Origin of the sequence: Escherichia sp. MOD1-EC6475 (assembly GCF_003046645.1) — a bacterium.
Classification (GTDB): domain Bacteria; phylum Pseudomonadota; class Gammaproteobacteria; order Enterobacterales; family Enterobacteriaceae; genus Escherichia; species Escherichia ruysiae.
In genome coordinates this window covers 16,571-40,745 of sequence record NZ_PZKQ01000005.1, presented here as the reverse complement: position 1 = coordinate 40,745, position 24,175 = coordinate 16,571, and the positions used below count along the sequence as shown (strand labels likewise).

General features: G+C 52.1%; 19 protein-coding genes and 1 pseudogene. 13 read left to right on the top strand and 7 right to left on the bottom strand.

All coding sequences use genetic code 11. The features are described 5' to 3' along the window. Positions 1–523 precede the first annotated feature (523 nt). Together nhaA and nhaR are read left to right on the top strand one after the other, a co-directional pair. Positions 524–1,690: a Na+/H+ antiporter NhaA gene (gene nhaA / locus A7589_RS01335; RefSeq protein ID WP_000681376.1), complete on the top strand. Its 1,167-nt coding sequence runs from the start codon at positions 524–526 to the stop codon at positions 1,688–1,690. Positions 1,691–1,749: 59 nt separating this feature from the next. Then, entirely contained in the window at positions 1,750–2,655 is a 906-nt protein-coding gene (gene nhaR, locus A7589_RS01330; RefSeq protein WP_000062880.1) for a transcriptional activator NhaR, read from the top strand. 95 nt (positions 2,656–2,750) lie between these two features. On the opposite strand, the gene rpsT is transcribed toward nhaR, so the two are convergent. Further along, complete coding sequence (gene rpsT, locus A7589_RS01325; RefSeq protein ID WP_001274019.1) at positions 2,751–3,014, bottom strand: 30S ribosomal protein S20; 264 nt, start codon at positions 3,012–3,014, stop codon at positions 2,751–2,753. Between the two features lie 102 nt (positions 3,015–3,116). Here rpsT and A7589_RS01320 point away from each other — a divergent pair. The 11 genes and pseudogenes from A7589_RS01320 (at position 3,117) to caiF (ending at position 16,613) form a co-directional block, all read left to right on the top strand. Beyond that, positions 3,117–3,334, top strand: a pseudogene (locus A7589_RS01320) (DUF2575 domain-containing protein). Positions 3,335–3,341: 7 nt separating this feature from the next. Continuing rightward, positions 3,342–4,283, top strand: coding sequence for a bifunctional riboflavin kinase/FAD synthetase (ribF, locus tag A7589_RS01315; protein ID WP_000767345.1), 942 nt, complete (start codon positions 3,342–3,344; stop codon positions 4,281–4,283). Positions 4,284–4,325: 42 nt separating this feature from the next. Further along, positions 4,326–7,142, top strand: coding sequence for an isoleucine--tRNA ligase (gene ileS, locus A7589_RS01310; RefSeq protein ID WP_001286816.1), 2,817 nt, complete (start codon positions 4,326–4,328; stop codon positions 7,140–7,142). After that, positions 7,142–7,636: a signal peptidase II gene (lspA, locus tag A7589_RS01305; RefSeq protein ID WP_000083378.1), complete on the top strand. Its 495-nt coding sequence runs from the start codon at positions 7,142–7,144 to the stop codon at positions 7,634–7,636. Before ileS ends, lspA begins: the two co-directional genes overlap by 1 nt. Positions 7,637–7,742: 106 nt before the next feature. Then, positions 7,743–8,192 (top strand): FKBP-type peptidyl-prolyl cis-trans isomerase, encoded by a 450-nt coding sequence (fkpB, locus tag A7589_RS01300; protein WP_000004655.1) that lies wholly within the window; start codon positions 7,743–7,745, stop codon positions 8,190–8,192. A gap of 1 nt (position 8,193) precedes the next feature. Further along, positions 8,194–9,144 (top strand): 4-hydroxy-3-methylbut-2-enyl diphosphate reductase, encoded by a 951-nt coding sequence (gene ispH / locus A7589_RS01295; RefSeq protein ID WP_001166391.1) that lies wholly within the window; start codon positions 8,194–8,196, stop codon positions 9,142–9,144. Between the two features lie 65 nt (positions 9,145–9,209). Further along, positions 9,210–10,124 (top strand): ribonucleoside hydrolase RihC, encoded by a 915-nt coding sequence (rihC, locus tag A7589_RS01290; protein ID WP_001239106.1) that lies wholly within the window; start codon positions 9,210–9,212, stop codon positions 10,122–10,124. A gap of 166 nt (positions 10,125–10,290) precedes the next feature. Next, on the top strand, positions 10,291–11,112 hold the full coding sequence (gene dapB, locus A7589_RS01285) for a 4-hydroxy-tetrahydrodipicolinate reductase (RefSeq protein WP_000543575.1): 822 nt from the start codon (positions 10,291–10,293) through the stop codon (positions 11,110–11,112). Between the two features lie 456 nt (positions 11,113–11,568). After that, a complete protein-coding gene (carA, locus tag A7589_RS01280; protein ID WP_010356347.1) occupies positions 11,569–12,717 on the top strand; it encodes a glutamine-hydrolyzing carbamoyl-phosphate synthase small subunit in 1,149 nt (382 codons plus the stop codon). A 17-nt stretch (positions 12,718–12,734) separates the two neighbouring features. Further along, positions 12,735–15,956: a carbamoyl-phosphate synthase large subunit gene (gene carB, locus A7589_RS01275; RefSeq protein ID WP_001126396.1), complete on the top strand. Its 3,222-nt coding sequence runs from the start codon at positions 12,735–12,737 to the stop codon at positions 15,954–15,956. A 261-nt stretch (positions 15,957–16,217) separates the two neighbouring features. Next, positions 16,218–16,613, top strand: a complete 396-nt coding sequence (gene caiF, locus A7589_RS01265) for a carnitine metabolism transcriptional regulator CaiF (protein ID WP_000333115.1) — start codon at positions 16,218–16,220, stop codon at positions 16,611–16,613. 118 nt (positions 16,614–16,731) lie between these two features. Here the strand turns inward: caiF and caiE are convergent, their stop codons facing one another. From caiE to caiT, 6 genes are all read right to left on the bottom strand, one after another. Continuing rightward, positions 16,732–17,322, bottom strand: a complete 591-nt coding sequence (caiE, locus tag A7589_RS01260; RefSeq protein ID WP_000122891.1) for a carnitine operon protein CaiE — start codon at positions 17,320–17,322, stop codon at positions 16,732–16,734. 5 nt (positions 17,323–17,327) lie between these two features. Next, the gene (gene caiD, locus A7589_RS01255; RefSeq protein WP_000004401.1) at positions 17,328–18,113 is read right to left on the bottom strand and encodes a crotonobetainyl-CoA hydratase; all 786 of its coding nucleotides are present in this window, start codon (positions 18,111–18,113) and stop codon (positions 17,328–17,330) included. 110 nt (positions 18,114–18,223) lie between these two features. Beyond that, positions 18,224–19,777 (bottom strand): crotonobetaine/carnitine-CoA ligase, encoded by a 1,554-nt coding sequence (gene caiC / locus A7589_RS01250; RefSeq protein WP_105282526.1) that lies wholly within the window; start codon positions 19,775–19,777, stop codon positions 18,224–18,226. A 73-nt stretch (positions 19,778–19,850) separates the two neighbouring features. Then, the gene (gene caiB, locus A7589_RS01245) at positions 19,851–21,068 is read right to left on the bottom strand and encodes an L-carnitine CoA-transferase (RefSeq protein ID WP_000349930.1); all 1,218 of its coding nucleotides are present in this window, start codon (positions 21,066–21,068) and stop codon (positions 19,851–19,853) included. Positions 21,069–21,196: 128 nt separating this feature from the next. Beyond that, positions 21,197–22,339 (bottom strand): crotonobetainyl-CoA dehydrogenase, encoded by a 1,143-nt coding sequence (caiA, locus tag A7589_RS01240; RefSeq protein WP_000347117.1) that lies wholly within the window; start codon positions 22,337–22,339, stop codon positions 21,197–21,199. A gap of 30 nt (positions 22,340–22,369) precedes the next feature. Beyond that, the gene (caiT, locus tag A7589_RS01235; RefSeq protein WP_000650972.1) at positions 22,370–23,884 is read right to left on the bottom strand and encodes an L-carnitine/gamma-butyrobetaine antiporter; all 1,515 of its coding nucleotides are present in this window, start codon (positions 23,882–23,884) and stop codon (positions 22,370–22,372) included. Positions 23,885–24,175 lie beyond the last annotated feature (291 nt).

Genomic DNA, 24,175 nt, shown 5'->3' with positions numbered 1-24,175 from the left:
GGGGCCTCGGGTTGATGGTAAAATATCACTCGGGGCTTTTCTCTATCTGCCATCCAGCTAATGCCTGAGACAGACAGCCTCAAGCACCCGCCGTTATTATACCGCTCTCTTTAATCCATTCTGTTTTATCGATTCTAATCCTGAAGACGCCTCGCATTTTTATGGCGTAATTTTTTAAGGATTCAATTAGTTAACGTTGATTTAGCTTTTTATTGCGATTATTGACGATAAATTGGAGATATTTGAAATATCGCCTTAACAAACAGCTCCGGTTTATTGCAAATTAATTATTACTTATTCCGAATAAACCCCTCAGAAATCTTGACATTAAGCTATGATTATCAGGGCTTGAGGTCATCAGCCACCGCTTTCGGGCGCCAAAAACACTCCCTCTGCTGGTGACGCAATCTTCTTTATAGATCGTTAAAAGCGAATTATTCCTACACTATAATCTGATTTTAACGATGATTCGCGCAGAGTAAAATAGTAAAAACGATCTATTCACCTGAAAGAGAAATAAAAAGTGAAACATCTGCATCGATTCTTTAGCAGTGATGCCTCGGGAGGCATTATTCTCATCATTGCCGCTGTTCTGGCGATGATTATGGCCAACAGCGGTGCAACCAGTGGATGGTATCACGACTTTCTTGAGACGCCGGTTCAGCTGCGGGTAGGTTCTCTTGAAATCAATAAAAACATGCTGTTATGGATAAATGACGCGCTAATGGCGATATTTTTCCTGTTAGTTGGTCTGGAAGTTAAACGCGAGCTGATGCAAGGATCGCTGGCTAGTTTACGCCAGGCTGCGTTTCCGGTTATTGCCGCAATCGGCGGGATGATTGTCCCGGCATTGCTCTATTTGGCCTTTAACTACGCCGATCCTATCACTCGTGAAGGGTGGGCAATCCCGGCGGCGACTGATATTGCCTTTGCCCTCGGTGTCCTGGCGTTATTGGGAAGCCGTGTACCGTTAGCACTGAAGATCTTTTTGATGGCACTGGCTATTATCGACGATCTTGGAGCCATCATTATCATCGCCTTGTTTTACACTAATGACTTGTCGATGGCCTCTCTTGGCGTTGCAGCGGTAGCAATTGCGGTGCTCGCGGTGCTGAACATTTGTGGTGTTCGCCGCACGGGCGTTTATATTCTGGTCGGCGTGGTGTTGTGGACTGCAGTGTTGAAATCAGGCGTCCACGCAACGCTGGCAGGCGTCATTGTCGGTTTCTTTATTCCATTGAAAGAGAAGCATGGACGTTCTCCGGCGAAGCGCCTGGAGCATGTATTGCATCCGTGGGTGGCTTATCTGATTTTGCCGCTGTTTGCTTTTGCCAATGCCGGCGTTTCTCTGCAAGGCGTGACGCTGGATGGCCTGACCTCCATCCTGCCATTAGGGATCATCGCCGGTTTGCTGATTGGCAAGCCGTTGGGGATTAGTTTGTTCTGCTGGCTGGCGCTGCGTTTGAAACTGGCGCATTTGCCAGAGGGAACCACTTATCAGCAAATTATGGCGGTTGGTATCCTGTGTGGTATCGGTTTTACTATGTCTATCTTTATCGCCAGCCTGGCCTTTGGTAGCGTAGATCCAGAACTGATTAACTGGGCGAAATTGGGCATTCTGGTTGGCTCAATCTCTTCGGCGGTAATTGGATATAGCTGGTTACGCATTCGCTTACGTCCATCAGTTTGACTGGACGATGTTCCGGGGAGCCATAAATGGCTCCCTTTTCATTCTTATCAGGGAGAGAAATGAGCATGTCTCATATCAATTACAACCACTTGTATTACTTCTGGCATGTCTACAAAGAAGGCTCTGTGGTTGGCGCAGCGGAGGCGCTTTATTTAACACCACAAACCATTACCGGACAGATCCGGGCGCTGGAAGAGCGCCTGCAAGGGAAATTATTTAAGCGTAAAGGACGCGGTCTGGAACCCAGTGAACTGGGGGAACTGGTCTATCGCTATGCCGATAAAATGTTCACGCTAAGCCAGGAAATGCTGGATATCGTCAACTATCGCAAAGAGTCCAACTTATTGTTTGATGTTGGTGTGGCTGATGCCCTTTCCAAACGCCTGGTCAGCAGTGTTCTGGATGCCGCAGTTGTAGAAGACGAGCAGATTCATCTACGCTGTTTCGAATCGACGCACGAGATGCTGTTAGAGCAGTTGAGTCAGCATAAGCTGGATATGATCATCTCTGACTGTCCGATCGACTCCACCCAACAAGAAGGGCTGTTTTCCATGAAAATTGGCGAGTGTGGCGTCAGTTTCTGGTGCACTAACCCGCTGCCGGAAAAGCCGTTTCCTGCCTGTCTGGAAGAGCGTCGTTTACTTATTCCGGGGCGTCGCTCAATGTTGGGACGCAAGCTATTAAACTGGTTTAACTCTCAGGGCTTAAACGTTGAAATTCTGGGGGAGTTTGATGATGCGGCGTTGATGAAAGCCTTTGGGGCGACGCATAACGCTATTTTCGTTGCACCTTCGCTGTATGCCAATGATTTTTATAATGATAACTCGGTTGTGGAGATTGGGCGAGTTGAGAATGTCATGGAAGAGTACCATGCGATTTTTGCCGAAAGGATGATTCAACACCCTGCGGTACAGCGTATTTGCAATGCTGATTACTCTGCGCTGTTTACGCCAGCCGCGAAATAACCATTCGTACTTTGCAGGCTGCAGTTTTGGCCTGCTGGAGACATAAAAAAACCCGCTTACGCGGGTTTTTTTACAAAGCTGACAACAAAAGGCGATTAAGCCAGTTTGTTGATCTGCGCAGTCAGGTTAGCCTTATGACGTGCAGCTTTGTTTTTGTGGATCAGACCTTTAGCAGCCTGACGGTCCACGATCGGTTGCATTTCGTTAAATGCTTTCAGTGCAGCAGCTTTGTCGCCAGCTTCGATAGCTGCGTATACTTTCTTGATGAAAGTACGCATCATAGAGCGACGGCTTGCGTTGTGCTTACGAGCCTTTTCAGACTGAATGGCGCGCTTCTTAGCTGATTTGATATTAGCCAAGGTCCAACTCCCAAATGTGTTCTATATGGACAATTCAAAGGCCGAGGAATATGCCCTTTTAGCCTTCTTTTGTCAATGGATTTGTGCAAATAAGCGCCGTTAATATGGCGGCGCTCGTTACGTAGTGATGGCGCAGGATTCTACCAGCTTGCGTGGTGTGAATACAGCTTTTCCGCGATAAAATTGCAGCAGGTCGTTAGTTTCTTACCGTGATTTGCGCCATGGCAATGAAAAGCCACTTCTTTCTGATTTCAGTACTCAATCGCCGGTTAACCTTGACCGCTGTACAAGGTATACTCGGACGATTTTCACTGTTTTGAGCCAGACATGAAGCTGATACGCGGCATACATAATCTCAGCCAGGCCCCGCAAGAAGGGTGTGTGCTGACTATTGGTAATTTCGACGGCGTGCATCGCGGTCATCGCGCGCTGTTGCAGGGGGTGCAGGAAGAAGGGCGCAAGCGCAACTTACCGGTGATGGTGATGCTTTTTGAGCCTCAACCGCTGGAACTGTTTGCTACCGATAAAGCTCCGGCACGCCTGACCCGACTGCGGGAAAAACTGCGTTACCTCGCAGAGTGCGGCGTGGAGTATGTGCTGTGCGTGCGTTTCGACAGGCGTTTTGCGGCGCTGACGGCGCAAAACTTTATCAGCGATCTACTGGTAAAGCATTTGCGGGTAAAATTTCTGGCTGTTGGTGATGATTTCCGCTTTGGCGCTGGTCGTGAAGGTGATTTCTTGTTATTACAGAAAGCTGGCGCGGAATACGGCTTCGACATCACCAGTACGCAAACTTTTTGCGAAGGCGGCGTGCGTATCAGCAGTACCGCTGTGCGTCAGGCATTGGCAGATGACAACCTTGCTCTGGCGGAAAGTTTATTGGGGCACCCGTTTGCCATCTCCGGGCGCGTTGTCCACGGTGATGAGTTAGGGCGCACCATTGGTTTCCCGACGGCGAATGTACCGCTACGCCGTCAGGTCTCCCCGGTGAAAGGGGTTTATGCGGTGGAAGTGCTGGGCCTCGGTGAAAAGCCGTTACCCGGCGTTGCAAACATCGGCACGCGCCCAACGGTTGCAGGTATCCGCCAGCAGCTGGAAGTGCATTTGTTAGATGTTGCAATGGACCTGTACGGTCGCCATATACAAGTAGTGCTGCGTAAAAAAATACGCAGTGAGCAGCGATTTGCGTCGCTGGACGAACTGAAAGCGCAGATTGCGCGTGATGAATTAACCGCCCGCGAATTTTTTGGGCTAACAAAACCGGCTTAAGCCTGTTATGTAATCAAACCGAAATACGGAACCGAGAATCTGATGAGTGACTATAAATCAACCCTGAATTTGCCGGAAACAGGGTTCCCGATGCGTGGCGATCTCGCCAAGCGCGAACCGGGAATGCTGGCGCGTTGGACTGATGATGACCTGTACGGCATCATTCGTGCGGCTAAAAAAGGCAAAAAAACCTTCATTCTGCATGATGGCCCTCCATATGCGAATGGCAGCATTCATATTGGTCACTCGGTTAACAAGATTCTGAAAGACATAATCATCAAGTCCAAAGGGCTTTCCGGTTATGACTCGCCATATGTGCCTGGCTGGGACTGTCACGGTCTGCCGATCGAGCTGAAAGTAGAGCAAGAATACGGTAAGCCGGGTGAGAAATTCACCGCCGCCGAGTTCCGCGCCAAGTGCCGCGAATACGCGGCGACCCAGGTTGACGGTCAACGCAAAGACTTTATCCGTCTGGGCGTGCTGGGCGACTGGTCGCACCCGTACCTGACCATGGACTTCAAAACTGAAGCCAATATCATCCGCGCGCTGGGCAAAATCATCGGCAATGGTCACCTGCACAAAGGCGCGAAGCCAGTTCACTGGTGCGTTGACTGCCGTTCTGCGCTGGCGGAAGCGGAAGTTGAGTATTACGACAAAACTTCTCCGTCCATCGACGTTGCTTTCCAGGCAGTCGATCAGGATGCACTGAAAGCAAAATTTGCCGTAAGCAACGTTAACGGCCCAATCTCGCTGGTAATCTGGACCACCACGCCGTGGACTCTGCCTGCCAACCGCGCAATCTCTATTGCACCAGATTTCGACTATGCGCTGGTGCAGATCGACGGTCAGGCCGTGATTCTGGCGAAAGATCTGGTTGAAAGCGTAATGCAGCGTATCGGCGTGACCGATTACACCATTCTCGGCACGGTAAAAGGTGCGGAGCTTGAGCTGCTGCGCTTTAGCCATCCGTTTATGGGTTTCGACGTTCCGGCAATCCTCGGCGATCACGTTACCCTGGATGCCGGTACCGGTGCCGTTCACACCGCGCCTGGCCACGGCCCGGACGACTATGTGATTGGTCAGAAATACGGCCTGGAAACCGCAAACCCGGTTGGTCCGGACGGCACTTATCTGCCGGGCACTTACCCGACGCTGGATGGCGTGAACGTCTTCAAAGCGAACGACATCGTCGTTGCGCTGCTGCAGGAAAAAGGCGCGCTGTTGCATGTTGAGAAAATGCAGCACAGCTATCCGTGCTGCTGGCGTCACAAAACGCCGATCATCTTCCGCGCGACGCCGCAGTGGTTCGTCAGCATGGATCAGAAAGGTCTGCGTGCGCAGTCACTGAAAGAGATCAAAGGCGTGCAGTGGATCCCGGACTGGGGCCAGGCGCGTATCGAGTCGATGGTTGCTAACCGTCCTGACTGGTGTATCTCCCGTCAGCGCACCTGGGGCGTACCGATGTCACTGTTCGTGCACAAAGACACGGAAGAGCTGCATCCGCGTACCCTCGAACTAATGGAAGAAGTGGCAAAACGCGTTGAAGTTGACGGCATCCAGGCGTGGTGGGATCTTGATGCGAAAGAGATCCTCGGCGATGAAGCTGATCAGTACGTGAAAGTGCCGGACACATTGGATGTATGGTTTGACTCCGGATCTACCCACTCTTCTGTTGTTGACGTGCGTCCGGAATTTGCCGGTCACGCAGCGGACATGTATCTGGAAGGTTCTGACCAGCACCGTGGTTGGTTCATGTCTTCCCTAATGATCTCCACCGCGATGAAAGGCAAAGCGCCGTATCGTCAGGTACTGACCCACGGCTTTACCGTGGATGGTCAGGGTCGCAAGATGTCTAAATCCATCGGCAACACCGTTTCGCCGCAGGATGTGATGAACAAACTAGGCGCGGATATTCTGCGTCTGTGGGTGGCATCAACTGACTACACCGGTGAAATGGCCGTTTCTGACGAGATCCTGAAACGTGCTGCCGACAGCTATCGTCGTATCCGTAACACCGCGCGCTTCCTGCTGGCAAACCTGAACGGTTTTGATCCAGCAAAAGATATGGTGAAACCGGAAGAGATGGTGGTACTGGATCGCTGGGCCGTAGGTTGTGCGAAAGCGGCACAGGAAGACATCCTCAAGGCGTACGAAGCATACGATTTCCACGAAGTGGTACAGCGTCTGATGCGCTTCTGCTCCGTTGAGATGGGTTCCTTCTACCTCGACATCATCAAAGACCGTCAGTACACCGCCAAAGCGGATAGCGTGGCGCGTCGTAGCTGCCAGACTGCGCTGTATCACATCGCTGAAGCGCTGGTGCGCTGGATGGCACCAATCCTCTCCTTCACCGCTGATGAAGTGTGGGGCTACCTGCCGGGCGAACGTGAAAAATACGTCTTTACCGGTGAGTGGTACGAAGGCCTGTTTGGTCTGGCAGACAGTGAAGCAATGAACGATGCGTTCTGGGACGAGCTGTTGAAAGTGCGTGGCGAAGTGAACAAAGTCATTGAGCAAGCGCGTGCCGACAAGAAAGTGGGTGGCTCGCTGGAAGCGGCAGTAACCTTGTATGCAGAACCGGAACTGGCGGCGAAACTGACCGCGCTGGGCGATGAATTACGATTTGTCCTGTTGACCTCCGGCGCTACCGTTGCAGACTATAACGACGCACCTGCTGATGCGCAGCAGAGCGAAGTACTCAAAGGGCTGAAAGTCGCGTTGAGTAAAGCCGAAGGTGAGAAGTGCCCACGCTGCTGGCACTACACCCAGGATGTCGGCAAGGTGGCGGAACACGCAGAAATCTGCGGCCGCTGTGTCAGCAACGTCGCCGGTGACGGTGAAAAACGTAAGTTTGCCTGATGAGTCAATCGATCTGTTCAACAGGGCTACGCTGGCTGTGGCTGGTAGTGGTCGTGCTGATTATCGATCTGGGCAGCAAATACCTGATCCTCCAGAACTTTGCTCTGGGGGATACGGTTCCGCTGTTCCCGTCGCTTAATCTGCATTATGCGCGTAACTATGGCGCAGCGTTTAGTTTCCTTGCCGATAGCGGCGGCTGGCAGCGTTGGTTCTTTGCCGGTATTGCGATTGGTATTAGTGTGATCCTGACGGTGATGATGTATCGCTCGAAGGCTACGCAAAAGCTAAACAATATCGCTTACGCGCTGATTATTGGCGGCGCACTGGGCAACCTGTTCGACCGCCTGTGGCACGGCTTTGTGGTCGATATGATCGACTTCTACGTCGGCGACTGGCATTTCGCCACCTTCAACCTCGCCGATAGCGCAATCTGTGTCGGTGCGGCATTGATTGTGCTGGAAGGTTTTTTGCCTTCGAAAGCGAAAAAACAATAATAAACCCTGCCGGATGCGATGCTGACGCATCTTATCCGGCCTACCGATTGCTGCGAAATCGTAGGCCGCATCCGGCAAAAATCCTCAAATACAAGAGCAAACCTGCATGTCTGAATCTGTACAGAGCAATAGCGCCGTCCTGGTGCACTTCACGCTAAAACTCGACGATGGCACCACCGCCGAGTCTACCCGCAACAACGGTAAACCGGCGCTGTTCCGTCTGGGTGATGCTTCTCTTTCTGAAGGGCTGGAGCAACACCTGCTGGGGCTGAAAGTGGGCGATAAAACCACCTTCTCGCTGGAGCCAGATGCGGCGTTTGGCGTGCCGTCACCGGACCTGATTCAGTACTTCTCCCGCCGTGAGTTTATGGATGCAGGCGAGCCAGAAATTGGTGCAATTATGCTTTTTACCGCAATGGATGGCAGTGAGATGCCTGGCGTGATCCGCGAAATTAACGGTGACTCCATTACCGTTGATTTCAACCATCCGCTGGCCGGGCAGACCGTTCATTTTGATATTGAAGTGCTGGAAATCGATCCGGCACTGGAGGCGTAACATGCAGATCCTGTTGGCCAACCCACGTGGTTTTTGTGCCGGGGTAGACCGCGCTATCAGCATTGTTGAAAACGCGCTGGCCATTTACGGCGCACCGATATATGTCCGTCACGAAGTGGTACACAACCGCTACGTGGTCGATAGCCTGCGCGAGCGTGGGGCTATCTTTATTGAGCAGATCAGCGAAGTGCCGGACGGCGCGATCCTGATTTTCTCCGCACACGGTGTTTCTCAGGCGGTACGTAACGAAGCAAAAAGCCGCGATTTGACGGTGTTTGATGCTACCTGTCCGCTGGTGACCAAAGTGCATATGGAAGTCGCCCGCGCCAGCCGTCGTGGCGAAGAATCTATTCTCATCGGTCACGCCGGGCACCCGGAAGTGGAAGGGACAATGGGTCAGTACAGCAACCCGGAAGGGGGAATGTATCTGGTCGAATCGCCAGACGATGTGTGGAAACTGACGGTCAAAAACGAAGAGAAGCTCTCCTTTATGACCCAAACCACGCTGTCGGTGGATGACACGTCTGATGTGATCGACGCGCTGCGTAAACGCTTCCCGAAAATTGTCGGTCCCCGCAAAGATGATATCTGCTACGCCACTACCAACCGTCAGGAAGCGGTACGCGCCCTGGCAGAGCAGGCGGAAGTGGTGTTGGTGGTCGGTTCGAAAAACTCCTCTAACTCCAACCGTCTGGCGGAACTGGCACAGCGTATGGGCAAACGCGCGTTTTTAATTGACGATGCGGCAGATATCCAGGAAGAGTGGGTAAAAGAAGCGAAATGCGTCGGTGTGACCGCTGGCGCATCAGCTCCGGATATTCTGGTACAGAACGTAGTCGCACGTTTACAGCAGCTTGGCGGTGGCGAAGCCATACCGCTGGAAGGCCGTGAAGAAAACATTGTTTTCGAAGTACCGAAAGAGCTGCGTGTCGATATTCGTGAAGTTGATTAAGTCATTAGCAGCCTAAGTTATGCGAAAATGCCGGTCTCGTTACCGGCATTTTTTATGGAGAAAACATGCGCTTGCCGATTTTTTTGGATACCGATCCAGGTATCGACGATGCCGCAGCGATTGCTGCCGCGATCTTTGCCCCACAACTCGATCTCCAACTGATGACGACTGTCGGAGGCAATGTCTCGGTGCATAAAACTACCCGAAATGCGCTGCAATTGCTGCATTTCTGGAATGCGGATATCCCACTCGCCCAGGGGGCGGCAACACCGCTGGTTCGCGCACCGCGTGATGCGTCTTATGTTCATGGCGAATCCGGCATGGAAGGTTATGACTTCGTTGAGCACAATCGGAAACCACTGGAGAAACCGGCGTTTCTGGCGATTCGTGATGCGCTAATGTGCGCGCCAGAACCGATTACGTTGGTGGCGATCGGCCCGTTGACGAATATCGCGCTATTGCTTTCACAGTGCCCGGAATGCAAACCACATATTCGTCGTCTGGTCATCATGGGTGGTTCTGCCGGTCGTGGAAATTTCACGCCAAATGCCGAGTTTAATATTGCTATTGATCCTGAAGCGGCGGCCCAGGTCTTCCAGAGCGGGCTGGAGATTGTGATGTGTGGCCTGGACGTTACCAATCAGGCGATGCTCACTCCCGAATACCTCACCACACTGCCGGAATTGAATCGCACCGGAAAAATGCTTCATGCACTGTTTAGCCACTACCGCAGCGGCAGTATGCAAAGTGGCCTGCGAATGCACGATCTCTGTGCCATTGCCTGGCTGGTTCGCCCGGACTTGTTCACTCTCAAGCCGTGTTTTGTGGCGGTAGAAACGCAGGGTGAATTTACTGCAGGTACGACAGTCGTCGATATTGACGGTCGGCTGGATAAACCGGCAAATGTTCAGGTTGCGCTGGATCTGGATGTGAAAGGTTTCCAGCAGTGGGTAGCGGAGGTGCTGGCGCTGGCACCGTAACCAGTCACATGTTATCGGCATGTAGTCATTCACTGACTCATGCCTTTCACTGATATCCCTCCCTGTTTATCATTAATTTCTAATTATCAGCGTTTTTGGCTGGCGGCGTAGCGATGCGCTGGTTACTCTGAAAACGGTCTATACAAATTAACAAAAGAGAATAGCTATGCATGATGCAAACATCCGCGTTGCCATCGCGGGAGCCGGGGGGCGAATGGGCCGCCAGTTGATTCAGGCGGCGTTGGCATTAGAGGGCGTGCAGCTTGGCGCGGCGCTGGAACGCGAAGGATCTTCTTTACTGGGCAGCGATGCTGGCGAACTGGCCGGTGCCGGGAAAACCGGCGTTATCGTACAAAGCAGCCTTGATGCTGTAAAAGATGATTTTGATGTATTTATCGATTTTACTCGTCCGGAAGGCACGCTGAATCATCTGGCCTTTTGTCGCCAACACGGCAAAGGAATGGTGATCGGCACTACGGGTTTTGACGAAGCAGGCAAACAGGCGATTCGTAATGCCGCCGAAGATATTGCAATTGTCTTTGCCGCCAACTTTAGCGTCGGTGTCAACGTCATGCTTAAGTTGCTGGAGAAAGCGGCTCAGGTAATGGGTGACTACACTGATATCGAAATTATCGAAGCACATCATCGACATAAAGTCGATGCGCCGTCAGGCACCGCGCTGGCGATGGGGGAAGCGATTGCCCATGCGTTGGATAAAGATCTGAAAGATTGTGCCGTTTACAGCCGCGAAGGGCATACCGGTGAACGCGTTCCCGGAACGATAGGTTTTGCCACCGTCCGCGCCGGAGACATTGTGGGCGAGCATACTGCGATGTTTGCCGATATTGGTGAGCGTCTGGAGATTACCCATAAGGCTTCCAGCCGTATGACTTTTGCCAACGGTGCGGTCAGATCGGCTTTGTGGCTTAATAGCAAGAAAAATGGTATTTTTGATATGCGAGATGTGCTTAATCTCAACAGTTTATAGTGATAAAACACTGTAGATGATGAAAAAATAACTTATCTAATTTTATGATTTTACAGGTCTTTATTTTTAAGACCTGTTATTTTTGTTATTTGGTGATGGTTTTTTCCTAATGAAGGAAAAATTAAGTGTTTTGTGGCTGATAATTGTTGTTTTAATGTAAATTTTGACCATCTGGTCTACTTTTCTTCTCCGGTTTTTGCATTTACATATTCTTCTCGCTGCGCAAGCGTTTTCCAGACCTTGTTAGATGGTGTTTTTGTCGGTTAGTGCCCGTAAAGCAGGCATGATGCATAAAATTATATAATAAATCCCGCTGTTGAGTTGACTTTTAGCTCCCATATCTCCAGAATGCCGCCGTTTGCCAGAAATTCGTCGGTAAGCAGATTTGCATTGATTCATCGCATCATTGTGAATTAATATGCAAATAAAGTGAGTGAATATTCTCTGGAGGGTGTTTTGATTAAGTCAGCGCTATTGGTTCTGGAAGACGGAACCCAGTTTCACGGTCGGGCCATAGGGGCAACAGGTTCGGCGGTTGGGGAAGTCGTTTTCAATACTTCAATGACCGGTTATCAAGAAATCCTCACTGATCCTTCCTATTCTCGTCAAATCGTTACTCTTACTTATCCCCATATTGGCAATGTCGGCACTAATGACGCCGATGAAGAATCTTCTCAGGTACATGCTCAAGGTCTGGTGATTCGCGACCTGCCGCTGGTTGCCAGCAACTTCCGTAATACCGAAGACCTCTCTTCCTACCTGAAACGCCATAACATCGTGGCGATTGCCGATATCGATACCCGTAAGCTGACGCGTTTACTGCGCGAGAAAGGCGCACAGAATGGCTGCATTATCGCAGGCGATAACCCGGATGCGGCGCTGGCGTTAGAAAAAGCCCGCGCGTTCCCAGGTCTGAACGGCATGGATTTGGCAAAAGAAGTGACCACCGCAGAAGCCTATAGCTGGACACAAGGGAGCTGGACGCTGACCGGAGGCCTGCCCGAAGCGAAAAAAGAAGACGAGCTGCCGTTCCACGTCGTGGCTTATGATTTTGGTGCCAAGCGCAACATCCTGCGGATGCTGGTGGACAGAGGCTGCCGCCTGACCATCGTTCCGGCGCAAACTTCTGCGGAAGATGTGCTGAAAATGAACCCGGACGGTATCTTCCTCTCCAACGGTCCTGGCGACCCGGCACCGTGCGATTACGCCATTACCGCCATCCAGAAATTCCTCGAAACCGACATCCCGGTATTTGGCATTTGCCTCGGTCATCAGCTGCTGGCGCTGGCAAGTGGTGCGAAGACCATCAAAATGAAATTTGGTCACCACGGCGGCAACCACCCGGTGAAAGATATTGAGAAAAACGTGGTGATGATCACCGCCCAGAACCACGGTTTTGCGGTGGACGAAGCAACATTACCTGCAAACCTGCGTGTCACGCATAAATCCCTGTTCGACGGTACGTTACAAGGGATTCATCGCACCGATAAACCGGCGTTCAGCTTCCAGGGACACCCTGAAGCCAGCCCAGGCCCACACGACGCAGCGCCGTTGTTCGACCACTTTATCGAGTTAATTGAGCAGTACCGTAAAACCGCTAAGTAATCAGGAGTAAAAGAGCCATGCCAAAACGTACAGATATAAAAAGTATCCTGATTCTGGGTGCGGGCCCGATTGTTATCGGTCAGGCGTGTGAGTTTGACTACTCTGGCGCGCAAGCATGTAAAGCCCTGCGTGAAGAGGGGTATCGCGTCATTCTGGTGAACTCCAACCCGGCGACCATCATGACCGACCCGGAAATGGCTGATGCGACCTACATTGAGCCGATTCACTGGGAAGTGGTACGCAAGATTATTGAAAAAGAGCGCCCGGACGCGGTGCTGCCAACGATGGGCGGTCAGACGGCGCTGAACTGCGCGCTGGAGCTTGAGCGTCAGGGCGTGCTGGAAGAGTTCGGTGTGACCATGATTGGTGCTACCGCCGACGCGATTGATAAAGCAGAAGACCGCCGCCGTTTCGACGTGGCGATGAAGAAAATCGGCCTCGAAACTGCGCGTTCTGGTATCGCACATACTATGGAAGAGGCGCTGGCGGTTGCCGCTGAAGTTGGCTTCCCGTGCATCATTCGACCTAGCTTTACTATGGGCGGCAGCGGTGGCGGTATCGCCTATAACCGCGAAGAGTTTGAAGAGATTTGCGCCCGTGGTCTGGATCTCTCCCCGACCAAAGAGCTGCTGATTGATGAGTCGCTGATCGGCTGGAAAGAGTACGAGATGGAAGTGGTGCGTGATAAAAACGACAACTGCATCATCGTCTGCTCTATCGAAAACTTCGATGCGATGGGCATCCACACCGGTGACTCCATTACCGTGGCGCCAGCCCAGACGCTGACCGACAAAGAATATCAAATCATGCGTAACGCCTCGATGGCGGTACTGCGTGAAATTGGCGTTGAAACCGGCGGTTCCAACGTTCAGTTTGCGGTTAACCCGAAAAACGGTCGCCTGATTGTTATCGAAATGAACCCGCGTGTGTCGCGTTCTTCGGCGTTGGCATCGAAAGCCACCGGCTTCCCGATTGCCAAAGTGGCGGCGAAACTGGCGGTGGGTTACACCCTTGACGAGCTGATGAACGACATCACCGGCGGGCGTACTCCGGCCTCCTTCGAACCGTCCATCGACTACGTGGTTACTAAAATTCCTCGCTTCAACTTCGAGAAATTCGCCGGTGCTAATGACCGTCTGACCACCCAGATGAAATCGGTTGGCGAAGTGATGGCGATTGGTCGCACGCAGCAGGAGTCTTTGCAAAAAGCCCTGCGCGGCCTGGAAGTGGGCGCGACTGGCTTCGACCCGAAAGTGAGCCTCGACGACCCGGAAGCCCTGACCAAAATCCGTCGCGAACTGAAAGATGCAGGCGCTGAGCGTATCTGGTACATCGCCGATGCTTTCCGCGCGGGTCTGTCTGTAGACGGCGTTTTCAACCTGACCAACATTGACCGCTGGTTCCTGGTGCAAATCGAAGAGCTGGTGCGTCTGGAAGAGAAAGTGGCGGAAGTGGGCATCACTGGCCTGAACGCTGACTTCCTGCGCCAGTTGAAACGCAAAGGCTTTGCCGATGCGCGTCTGGCAAAACTGGCGGGTGTGCGCGAAGCGGAAATCCGTAAGCTGCGCGACCAGTATGACCTACATCCGGTCTACAAACGTGTGGATACCTGTGCGGCAGAGTTCGCCACCGACACCGCTTACATGTACTCCACTTATGAAGAAGAGTGCGAAGCGAATCCGTCTACTGACCGTGAAAAAATCATGGTGCTCGGCGGCGGCCCGAACCGTATCGGCCAGGGTATCGAATTCGACTACTGCTGCGTACACGCCTCGCTGGCGCTGCGCGAAGACGGTTACGAAACCATTATGGTTAACTGTAACCCGGAAACCGTCTCCACCGACTACGACACTTCCGACCGTCTCTACTTCGAACCGGTAACCCTGGAAGATGTGCTGGAAATCGTGCGTATTGAGAAGCCGAAAGGCGTTATTGTCCAGTATGGCGGTCAGACCCCGCTGAAACTGGCGCGCGCACTGGAAGCCGCTGGCGTGCCGGTTATTGGCACCAGCCCGGATGCCATCGACCGCGCGGAAGACCGTGAACGCTTCCAGCACGCGGTTGACCGTCTGAAACTGAAACAACCGGCTAACGCCACCGTTACGGCTATTGAAATGGCGGTTGAGAAGGCGAAAGAGATTGGCTACCCGCTGGTGGTGCGCCCATCTTACGTTCTCGGCGGTCGGGCGATGGAAATCGTCTACGATGAAGCCGACCTGCGCCGTTACTTCCAGACGGCGGTGAGTGTCTCTAACGATGCGCCGGTGCTGCTGGATCACTTCCTCGACGACGCGGTAGAAGTGGATGTTGACGCCATCTGCGACGGCGAAATGGTGCTGATTGGCGGCATCATGGAGCACATCGAGCAGGCGGGCGTGCACTCCGGCGACTCCGCATGTTCGCTGCCGGCGTACACCTTAAGTCAGGAAATTCAGGATGTAATGCGCCAGCAGGTGCAGAAACTGGCCTTCGAATTGCAGGTGCGCGGTCTGATGAACGTGCAGTTTGCAGTGAAAAACAACGAAGTTTACCTGATTGAAGTTAACCCGCGTGCGGCGCGTACCGTTCCGTTCGTCTCCAAAGCCACCGGTGTTCCGCTGGCGAAAGTGGCGGCGCGCGTCATGGCAGGGAAATCGCTGGCTGAGCAGGGCGTAACCAAAGAGGTTATTCCGCCGTACTACTCGGTAAAAGAAGTGGTGCTGCCGTTCAACAAATTCCCCGGCGTTGACCCGCTGTTAGGGCCAGAAATGCGCTCTACCGGGGAAGTGATGGGCGTTGGTCGTACCTTCGCTGAAGCGTTTGCTAAAGCGCAACTGGGCAGTAACTCCACCATGAAGAAACAGGGCCGTGCGCTGCTCTCCGTGCGTGAAGGCGACAAAGAACGCGTGGTTGATCTGGCGGCAAAACTGCTGAAACAGGGCTTCGAGCTGGATGCGACCCACGGCACGGCGATTGTGCTGGGTGAAGCGGGTATTAATCCGCGTCTGGTGAACAAGGTGCATGAAGGTCGTCCGCACATTCAGGATCGTATCAAGAATGGCGAATATACCTACATCATCAACACCACGTCAGGTCGCCGCGCGATTGAAGACTCCCGCGTGATTCGTCGCAGCGCGCTGCAATATAAAGTGCATTACGACACCACCCTGAACGGCGGTTTTGCTACTGCGATGGCACTGAATGCCGATGCGACCGAAAAAGTTATTTCGGTACAGGAAATGCACGCGCAGATCAAATAATAGCGTGTCATGGCAGATATTTTTTATCCGCCAATTTGATCGAATAACTAATACGGTTCTCTGATGAGAACCGTTTTTTTTTACCAGTAAGGACAATCTTTCCTGGAAACTCTATTTTTGATGATGTAAGCAGGATTTAGCTCACACTTATTGACAGGGAAGTTGCATACTATCGATATATCCACAATTTTAATATGGCCTTGTTTGATTGCTTCAAAACGAGTCATAGCCAGACTTTTAATTTGTGAAACTGGAGTTCGTATGTGTGAAGGATATGTTGAAAAACCACTCTATTTGTTAATCGCCGAATGGATGATGGCTGAAAATCGTTGGGTGATAGCAAGAGAGATCTCTATTCATTTCGATATTGAACACAGCAAGGCGATTAATACCCTGACTTATATTCTGTCGGAAGTCGCAGAAATAAGCTGCGAAGTTAAGATGATCCCTAATAAGCTGGAAGGGCGGGGATGTCAGTGTCAGCGACTGGTTAAAGTGATCGATATCGATGAGCAAATTTACGCGCGCCTGCGTAATAACAGTCGGGAAAAATTAGTCGGCGTAAGAAAGACGCCACGTATTCCTGCCGTTCCGCTCACGGAACTTAACCGCGAGCAGAAGTGGCAGATGATGTTGTCGAAGAGTATGCGTCGTTAATTTAATTTCGTTGATACCGCGCGGCCTGGTTGCCGGATGCGATGCTGGCGCATCTTATCCGGCCTACGGTTGCTTTCCAGCCAGGTCGCATAAGGCGTTTACGCCGCATCCGACGATGTTACCGTTTTGGCGTCACATCCGTCGTCCCCTGCAAACGGGGACGATTTTCCTCCATTTGCCTCAACGGTTGCGTTTCATGTAACGCTGCATGGCAACGCCCGACAAGATCCTGATACTCTTTAGTGTTCAATTGCTTCCAGTGCAACTCGTCATCGCTGACGCTGCGCACCGCACGGGCTGGCGTGCCCATCAACAACTGGCGTTTCTCGCCGCAAAAACCTGCTTTGACAAAGCTCATGGCGGCAACAATGCTCTCATCGCCAATGACCGCACCATCCATGATCACGCTGTTCATCCCGACCAATGCATCACGACCGATCACACAGCCATGCAGGATAGCGCCATGACCGATATGACCGTTTTCCCCGACAATGGTGTCAGTATCGCTGTAGCCGTGCATGATGCAGCCATCCTGAATATTGGCTCCCGCTTGCACAATCAGTCGTCCGTAATCACCGCGCAGCGAGGCGAGGGGGCCGATGTAGACACCGGCTCCCACAATCACATCGCCAATCAGTACTGCACTGGGATGGACAAACGCCGTCGGGTGAACCACCGGAATTAATCCCTCAAAGGCGTAATAGCTCACGGTTGTTAACGCCCTTTCCACACCGGATCGCGCTTCTCGGCAAACGCCAGCGGCCCTTCAATGGCATCTTCCGAATGCAGAACCGATGGATAGTGTTTCAACATGCCGCTGCGAATATAGCGATACGCTTCTTCTACCGGCATTTCGCTGGTGGTGCGGTAGATCTCTTTCAGCGCCGCAATCGCCAGCGGGGCGCTGTCAACCAGTTGCTGCGCCAGTTCGCGGGCGTTATCCATCAGTTCCGCCTGGCTAACCACGCGGTTGACTACCCCCCAACGCTGCGCCTCTTCTGCGCCCATTCTTCTGCCAGTCATTACCATTTCATTGACGATGGCAGGTGGCAGGATCTTCGGCAGACGCAGCACGCCGCCGCTGTCCGGGACAATACCCAGTTTGGCTTCCGGCAGGGCGAAGCTGGCGTTATCGGCACAAACAATAAAATCTGCCGCCAGCGCCAGTTCAAAGCCGCCGCCAAAGGCGTAGCCGTTCACGGCTGCGATAACCGGTTTATCGAGATTGAAAATTTCGGTTAACCCAGCAAATCCGCCTGGCCCGAAATCAGCATCCGGCGCTTCGCCTTCTGCTGCCGCTTTTAAATCCCAGCCAGCAGAGAAGAATTTCTCTCCGGCTCCGGTAATAATAGCGACGCGCAATTGCGGATCGTCACGGAAATTAAGAAATACTTCGCCCATCTCAAAGCTGGTTTTTGCATCAATAGCATTTGCTTTTGGACGATCAAGGGTAATTTCCAGAATTGATCCATTGCGGGTCAGATGTAATGATTCACTCATTCCTTTTCTCCATTTTTATTTTTTCTCAGGGACGACAACATCCCTGCAAAGAATGCATTTATTTTTAGAACGTGATTATTAGCTGGCAGGATAATTCCCTGCCATTATGTTTATTTCAGATTCTTTCTGATTATTTTCCCCGAGCAATTACGCGGCAGATCTTTTCTGATCTCCAGATAAGATGGCACTTTAAATTTCGCCATATTTTGTTCGCAGAAGCGGAAAAATTCCTCTTCGCTCAATGTTTCACCTTCATTCAGTACCACGAACGCTTTAATGGCTTCATCGCGAATAGAATCTTTAATACCAACAACCACGATATCCTGAATTTTCGGATGGGCGGAGATAATATTTTCCAGCTCCACGCAGGAGACATTTTCTCCGCCGCGTTTGATCATGTTGCAGCGACGATCGACGAAATAAAAAAAGCCCTCTTCGTCGCGGTATCCGGTATCGCCAGTATGCAGCCAGCCATCGGCTTCCAGCACTTTCGCAGTGGCTTGCGGGTTGAGAAAGTACTCTTTGAAGATGGTTTTCCCTGGTTCGCCTTTAATGCAAATTTCGCCGATCTCACCTGCCGGGAGCGGACGATTGTGATCGTCGCGGATTTCCGCTTCGTAGCAAAACCCCGCCCGACCAATCGACGGCCAGCGACGCTTATCGCCGGGGCGATCGCCGATAATGCCGACGATGGTTTCCGTCATCCCATAAGACGTCAGCAAGCGAACGCCGAAGCGTTCACAAAAAGCGTCTTTTTCCTGCTCCGACAAGTTGAGATAAAACATCACTTCCCGCAGGCAGTGTTGTCGATCGTTCGCAGAAGGCGGCTGCACCATCAAGGTGCGGATCATCATCGGAATACATTCGGTGACGGTGGCACGATACTTCTGTACCTGTCCCCAGAAGGCGCGGGCGCTGTATTTCTCGACCAGCACAAAGGTGGCTCCGGCAGAAAACGCCGCCATCGCCGCTGTACACTGGCAGTCGATATGAAACGCAGGCATCACCGTCAGGTAGACGTCATCGTCACGCAGGGCGCACTGCCAGGCGGAGTAATATCCGGCGAAGCGCAGATTGTAATGGGTAATCACCACCCCTTTCGGTCGGGAAGTGGTGCCGGAGGTAAAGAGAATTTCCGCCGTATCGTCGGTCGATAGCGGCGGCACATAGCACAAGGTGGCAGGTTGTTGATCTTTCAGTTGAGTAAACGAACTGACGCCATCATCAGCGGGAAGCGCCACATCGGTCAGGCAAATGTGCCGTAGCTGCGTGGCATCTTCCTGCTGAATCTGTTGATACATGGGATAGAATTGCGCACTGGTCACCAGCAGGCACGCCTGGCTATTTTGCAGGATCCACGCACTCTCTTCGCGTAGCAGGCGGGCGTTAATCGGCACCATAATCGCGCCAATTTTTGCCAGCCCGAACCAGCAAAAGATAAATTCCGGGCAGTTGTCCAGATGCAGCGCGACCTTGTCGCCTTTGCGGATCCCCAGCGTATAAAACAGGTTTGCCGTGCGGTTAATCTCCTGATTTAACTCAAGATAACTGTACCGGTTAACGACTCCGCCGCTGGATTCACAAATCAGCGCCGTTTTATGGCCGTAAACGTCCGCCAGATCGTCCCACATTTGACGTAGATGTTGTCCGCCAATGATATCCATTGCACCTCTATCCATTTTTGTTCGTTTGTTATTGGGCGGGCGCTAGTCAGGCAAGCCGACTGACGCCACGCGTTTAGTCCTCAACTTTGGCCAGACCTTTGCTGACCAACTCCTGAATGTCGTTTTCGCTGTAGCCGATATTTTTCAAAATGGCTGCCGTGTCCATGCCGTGCGATGGCATTCCGCGCCAGATTTGCCCGGGATTATTTTTGAATTTCGGCATGATGTTCGGCCCTTTGCAGGTGCGGCCATCCATCGTTTGCCACTGAGTGATCGATTCACGGGCGACGTACTGTGGATTGCTTTCCAGTTCCGGTACGGTCAGTACTTTGGCACAGGCGATATTCAGTTCGGCAAAGCGTTCTTTTACTTCCGCGATGGTGTGTGCTGCCAGCCAGGCATCGAGTTTCTCTTCTACCAGCGGACCGTAAGGGCATTCGATACGGTGGATAAGCTGGGTGCCTTCCGGGATTTCCGGCGTACCAAGCAGATGCGCAAGGCCAATATCTTTAAAGCACTCTGCGATCTGAGTAATACCCACCAGCTCCATCACGATGTAGCCATCAGCGCATTTGTACAGACCGCAACCGGCGTAGTAGGGATCTTTACCTTTGCTCATGCGCGGGCACATTTCGCCGCCGTTGAAGTAATCCATCATGAAGTACTGACCCATGCGCAGCATCACTTCATACATGGCGATGTCGATACTTTCGCCTTTACCGGTTTCACGCACTTTGTGCAGTGCCGCCAGCGCCGCCGTGGTGGCGGTCAGGCCGGAGAAGTAATCGGCGGTATACGGGAAAGCAGGCATTGGCTGGTCAACATCACCGTTCTGAATCAGGTAACCACTGAAGGCCTGGGCGATGGTGTTATAGGCCGGAAGGTTGGTGTACTCCTCGGTGCCGTACTGCCCAAAACCGGACAGGTGAGCGATAACCAGTTTCGGGTTGTGCTGCCACAGTACTTCATCGGTAATGCCACGACGGGCAAAGGCCGGACCTTTACTGGCTTCGATGAAGATATCGGTGGTTTCCATTAATTTCAGAAACGCTTCGCGGCCTTCATCTTTGAAAATATTTAACGACAGCGCGTGCAAATTGCGGCGGGAGAGCTGCGGGTAGTTCGGTTGAACGCGAATGGTGTCGGCCCAGGCGACGTTCTCGATCCAGATAACTTCCGCACCCCATTCTGCGAACATTTGCCCGGCAAACGGTCCGGCGATTTCGATACCGGAGAAGACAACCCGTAATCCGGCCAGCGGTCCGAATTTCGGCATGGGTAGATGATCCATTATTTGCTCCTGAAAAATTTATGTAGCGCATGACTGCCGGATGCGGCGTAAACGCTTTATCCGGCCTACATTCGTGCTCCCGTAGGTCTGATAAGACGCGTCAGCGTCGCATCAGGCAGCGCACGGACTTAGCGGTATTGCTTCAGCACCGCACGACCCAGCGTCAGGATCTGCATTTCGTCAGATCCCCCGGAGACGCGGTCTACACGCAGGTCACGCCAGAAGCGGCTGATGCGGTGGTTGCCCGCAATCCCGACACCGCCCAGCACCTGCATTGCGCTATCCACAACTTCAAATGCCGCATTGGCGCAGAAGTATTTGCACATCGCTGCATCGCCAGAGGTGATGGTGCCGTTGTCTGCTTTCCACGCTGCTTCATACAGCATGTTTTTCATGGAGTTTAATTTGATCGCCATATGGGCGAATTTTTCCTGAATCAACTGGAAACGACCAATTGCCTCGCCAAACTGTACGCGCTGGTTGGCGTAGCGCGCTGCATCTTCAAAGGCGCACATTGCTGTACCGTAGTTGGTCAGGGCTACCAGGAAACGTTCGTGGTCGAACTCTTCTTTGACGCGGTTAAAGCCGTTACCTTCCCGACCGAACATGTCTTTCTCGTCCAGTTCTACATCGTCAAAGGTGATTTCACAGCAGCTATCCATACGCAGACCGAGCTTCTCAAGTTTGGTCACTTTGATGCCCGGTTTGCTCATATCAACAAACCATTCGGTGTAGACAGGTTTGTCCGGAGAAGCTCCGTCGCGCGCCATCACCACGATGTACGGGGTGTAGGCGCTGCTGGTAATAAAACACTTACTACCATTAAGATAAATCTTACCATTTCTACGGGTATAAGTCGTTTTCAGGCTACCCACGTCGGAGCCTGCGCCCGGTTCAGTAATCGCCGAGTTCCACATCTGCTTACCGGTGCCACGGAACGCCATAATCTTGTCGATCTGCTCTTGTGTGCCTTCGCGCAGGAAGGTGTTAAACCCGCCCGGCAACTGGTACAGCACGTAGGTTGGTGCCCCCAGACGCCCCAGTTCCATCCACACGGCGGCGAGGGTAACAAACCCCGCGTCCAGACCACCGTGCTCTTCAGGGATCAGCAGACTGTCGATACCCATATCCGCCAGTGCTTTGACAAAACGTTCCGGGTAGACGCTGTCACGGTCGCACTCGGCAAAATAGGCCTCCCAGTTTTCGCTGGCCATCAGTTCGCGGATACCGGCGACAAACAGTTCCTGCTCATCATTTAAATTAAAATCCATCTTTCAACCTCTTGATATTTTGGGGGTTAATTAATCTTTCCAGTTCTGTTTCGCGTCTTTAATAAAGGAGAGCGTCACCATAATGTTGACGAAGAACAGCGGGCATCCTCCGGCGATAATGGCGGTTTGAATCGGTTTCAGGCCGCCGAGCGCCAGCAGAACAATACCGATAATGCCAACCAGAATTGACCAACCGATACGCACCAGCAGCGGCGGCTCTTCACCATCGCGTACTTCGCGGCAAGTGGACATCGCCAGGGTATAAGAGCAGGCGTTAACCAGCGTAACGGTGGCAATAAAGCAGAGAATGAAGAAGCCCCACATGGTCGCGGTGCTGAGCGGCAGAGCGGCCCAGGTTTCGATGATGGCGCGCGCCACACCGTACTGTTCGATCAGGTTCGGAATGTTGATGATGTTTTTATCCATCAACAGCAGAGTGTTACTGCCAAGCACGGTCCACAGGATCCAGGTGGACGCTGTCAGTCCCAGCACCATGCCGAAGCACAGTTCACGCACGGTACGACCACGGGAGATACGGGCGAGGAAGATACTCATCTGGATGGCGTAAATCACCCACCATGCCCAGTAGAACACGGTCCAGCCCTGCGGGAAGCCGCCTTTGGCGATAGGATCGGTATAGAACAACATGCGCGGCAGATACATCAGCAACATCCCCACCGAGTCGGTGAAGTAGTTCATGATGAAGCTGGCGCCGCTGACGATAAACACCCACCCCAGCATCAGGAAGCTCAGGTAACTACGCACGTCACTGGCGATACGAACCCCTTTTTGCAGGCCGCAGGCCACGCAAATGGCGTTGAGGATAATCCAGCAGGTAATGATGATAGCGTCCAGTTGCAGGGTATGCGGAATGCCAAACAACCATTGCATACACTCGGTCACCAGCGGCGTGGCAAGGCCCAGACTGGTGCCCATCGCGAAGATCAAGGCGACGAGATAGAAGTTATCGACAATAGTACCGAACAGCCCTTTGGCGTGTTTTTCACCTACCAGCGGCACCAGGGTGGAGCTGGGGCGAATCACTTCCATTTTGCGGACAAAGAAGAAGTAAGCGAAGGCGACGGAAAGGAAGCTGTAAGTGGCCCACGGCAACGGCCCCCAGTGGAACAAGCTGTAGGCCAGTCCCAGCTCTTTCGCGCCGGTTGAGTTCGGTTCTAAGCCAAACGGCGGGGTAGAGATGTAGTAGTAGATCTCAATAGAGCCCCAGAACAGTACGGCAGCAGACGTACAGGAGGCGAACATCATAAAGATCCAACTGGCGGTGCTAAATTCCGGTGGTTCGTTACCTAAACGCTTTTTGGCATACGGGCCAAACACCAGCCAGAACCAGCCGAAAAGCATCACCACCATATACCATTCAAATGCCCATCCCCATACATTGGTGACGTAACTGAATACGGCATTAATAACGACATTCGCCGCATCCAGATCTCTGACTGTAAGCCAGCAAAGTATGCCAACGATTATTAACGGCGGAAAGAATACCTTCGGTTCTATTCCCGTTTTTCTCTTTTCATCTTTCATGAGTTAATTCCACTGTGAAAACGAATATTTATTTTGCGTTCCCGTTTGTTTTATTTTTGTTAACATTTAATATAATTATTATTAACCTCGTGAACGCGTTGATGGCTAACTCATAATGGGTATTCAGTTGGCCGTATTCTGTGATGATAGTCACGTTTTATTATCGGGTGAAAACAGAGTGTTTTTATGTAAATATTCCTTGTTAATCAATTTATTATGTTTGATTGTGAGTAAAAAAATAGCATCTGACTTTCAATATTGGTGATCCATAAAACAATATTGAAAATTTCT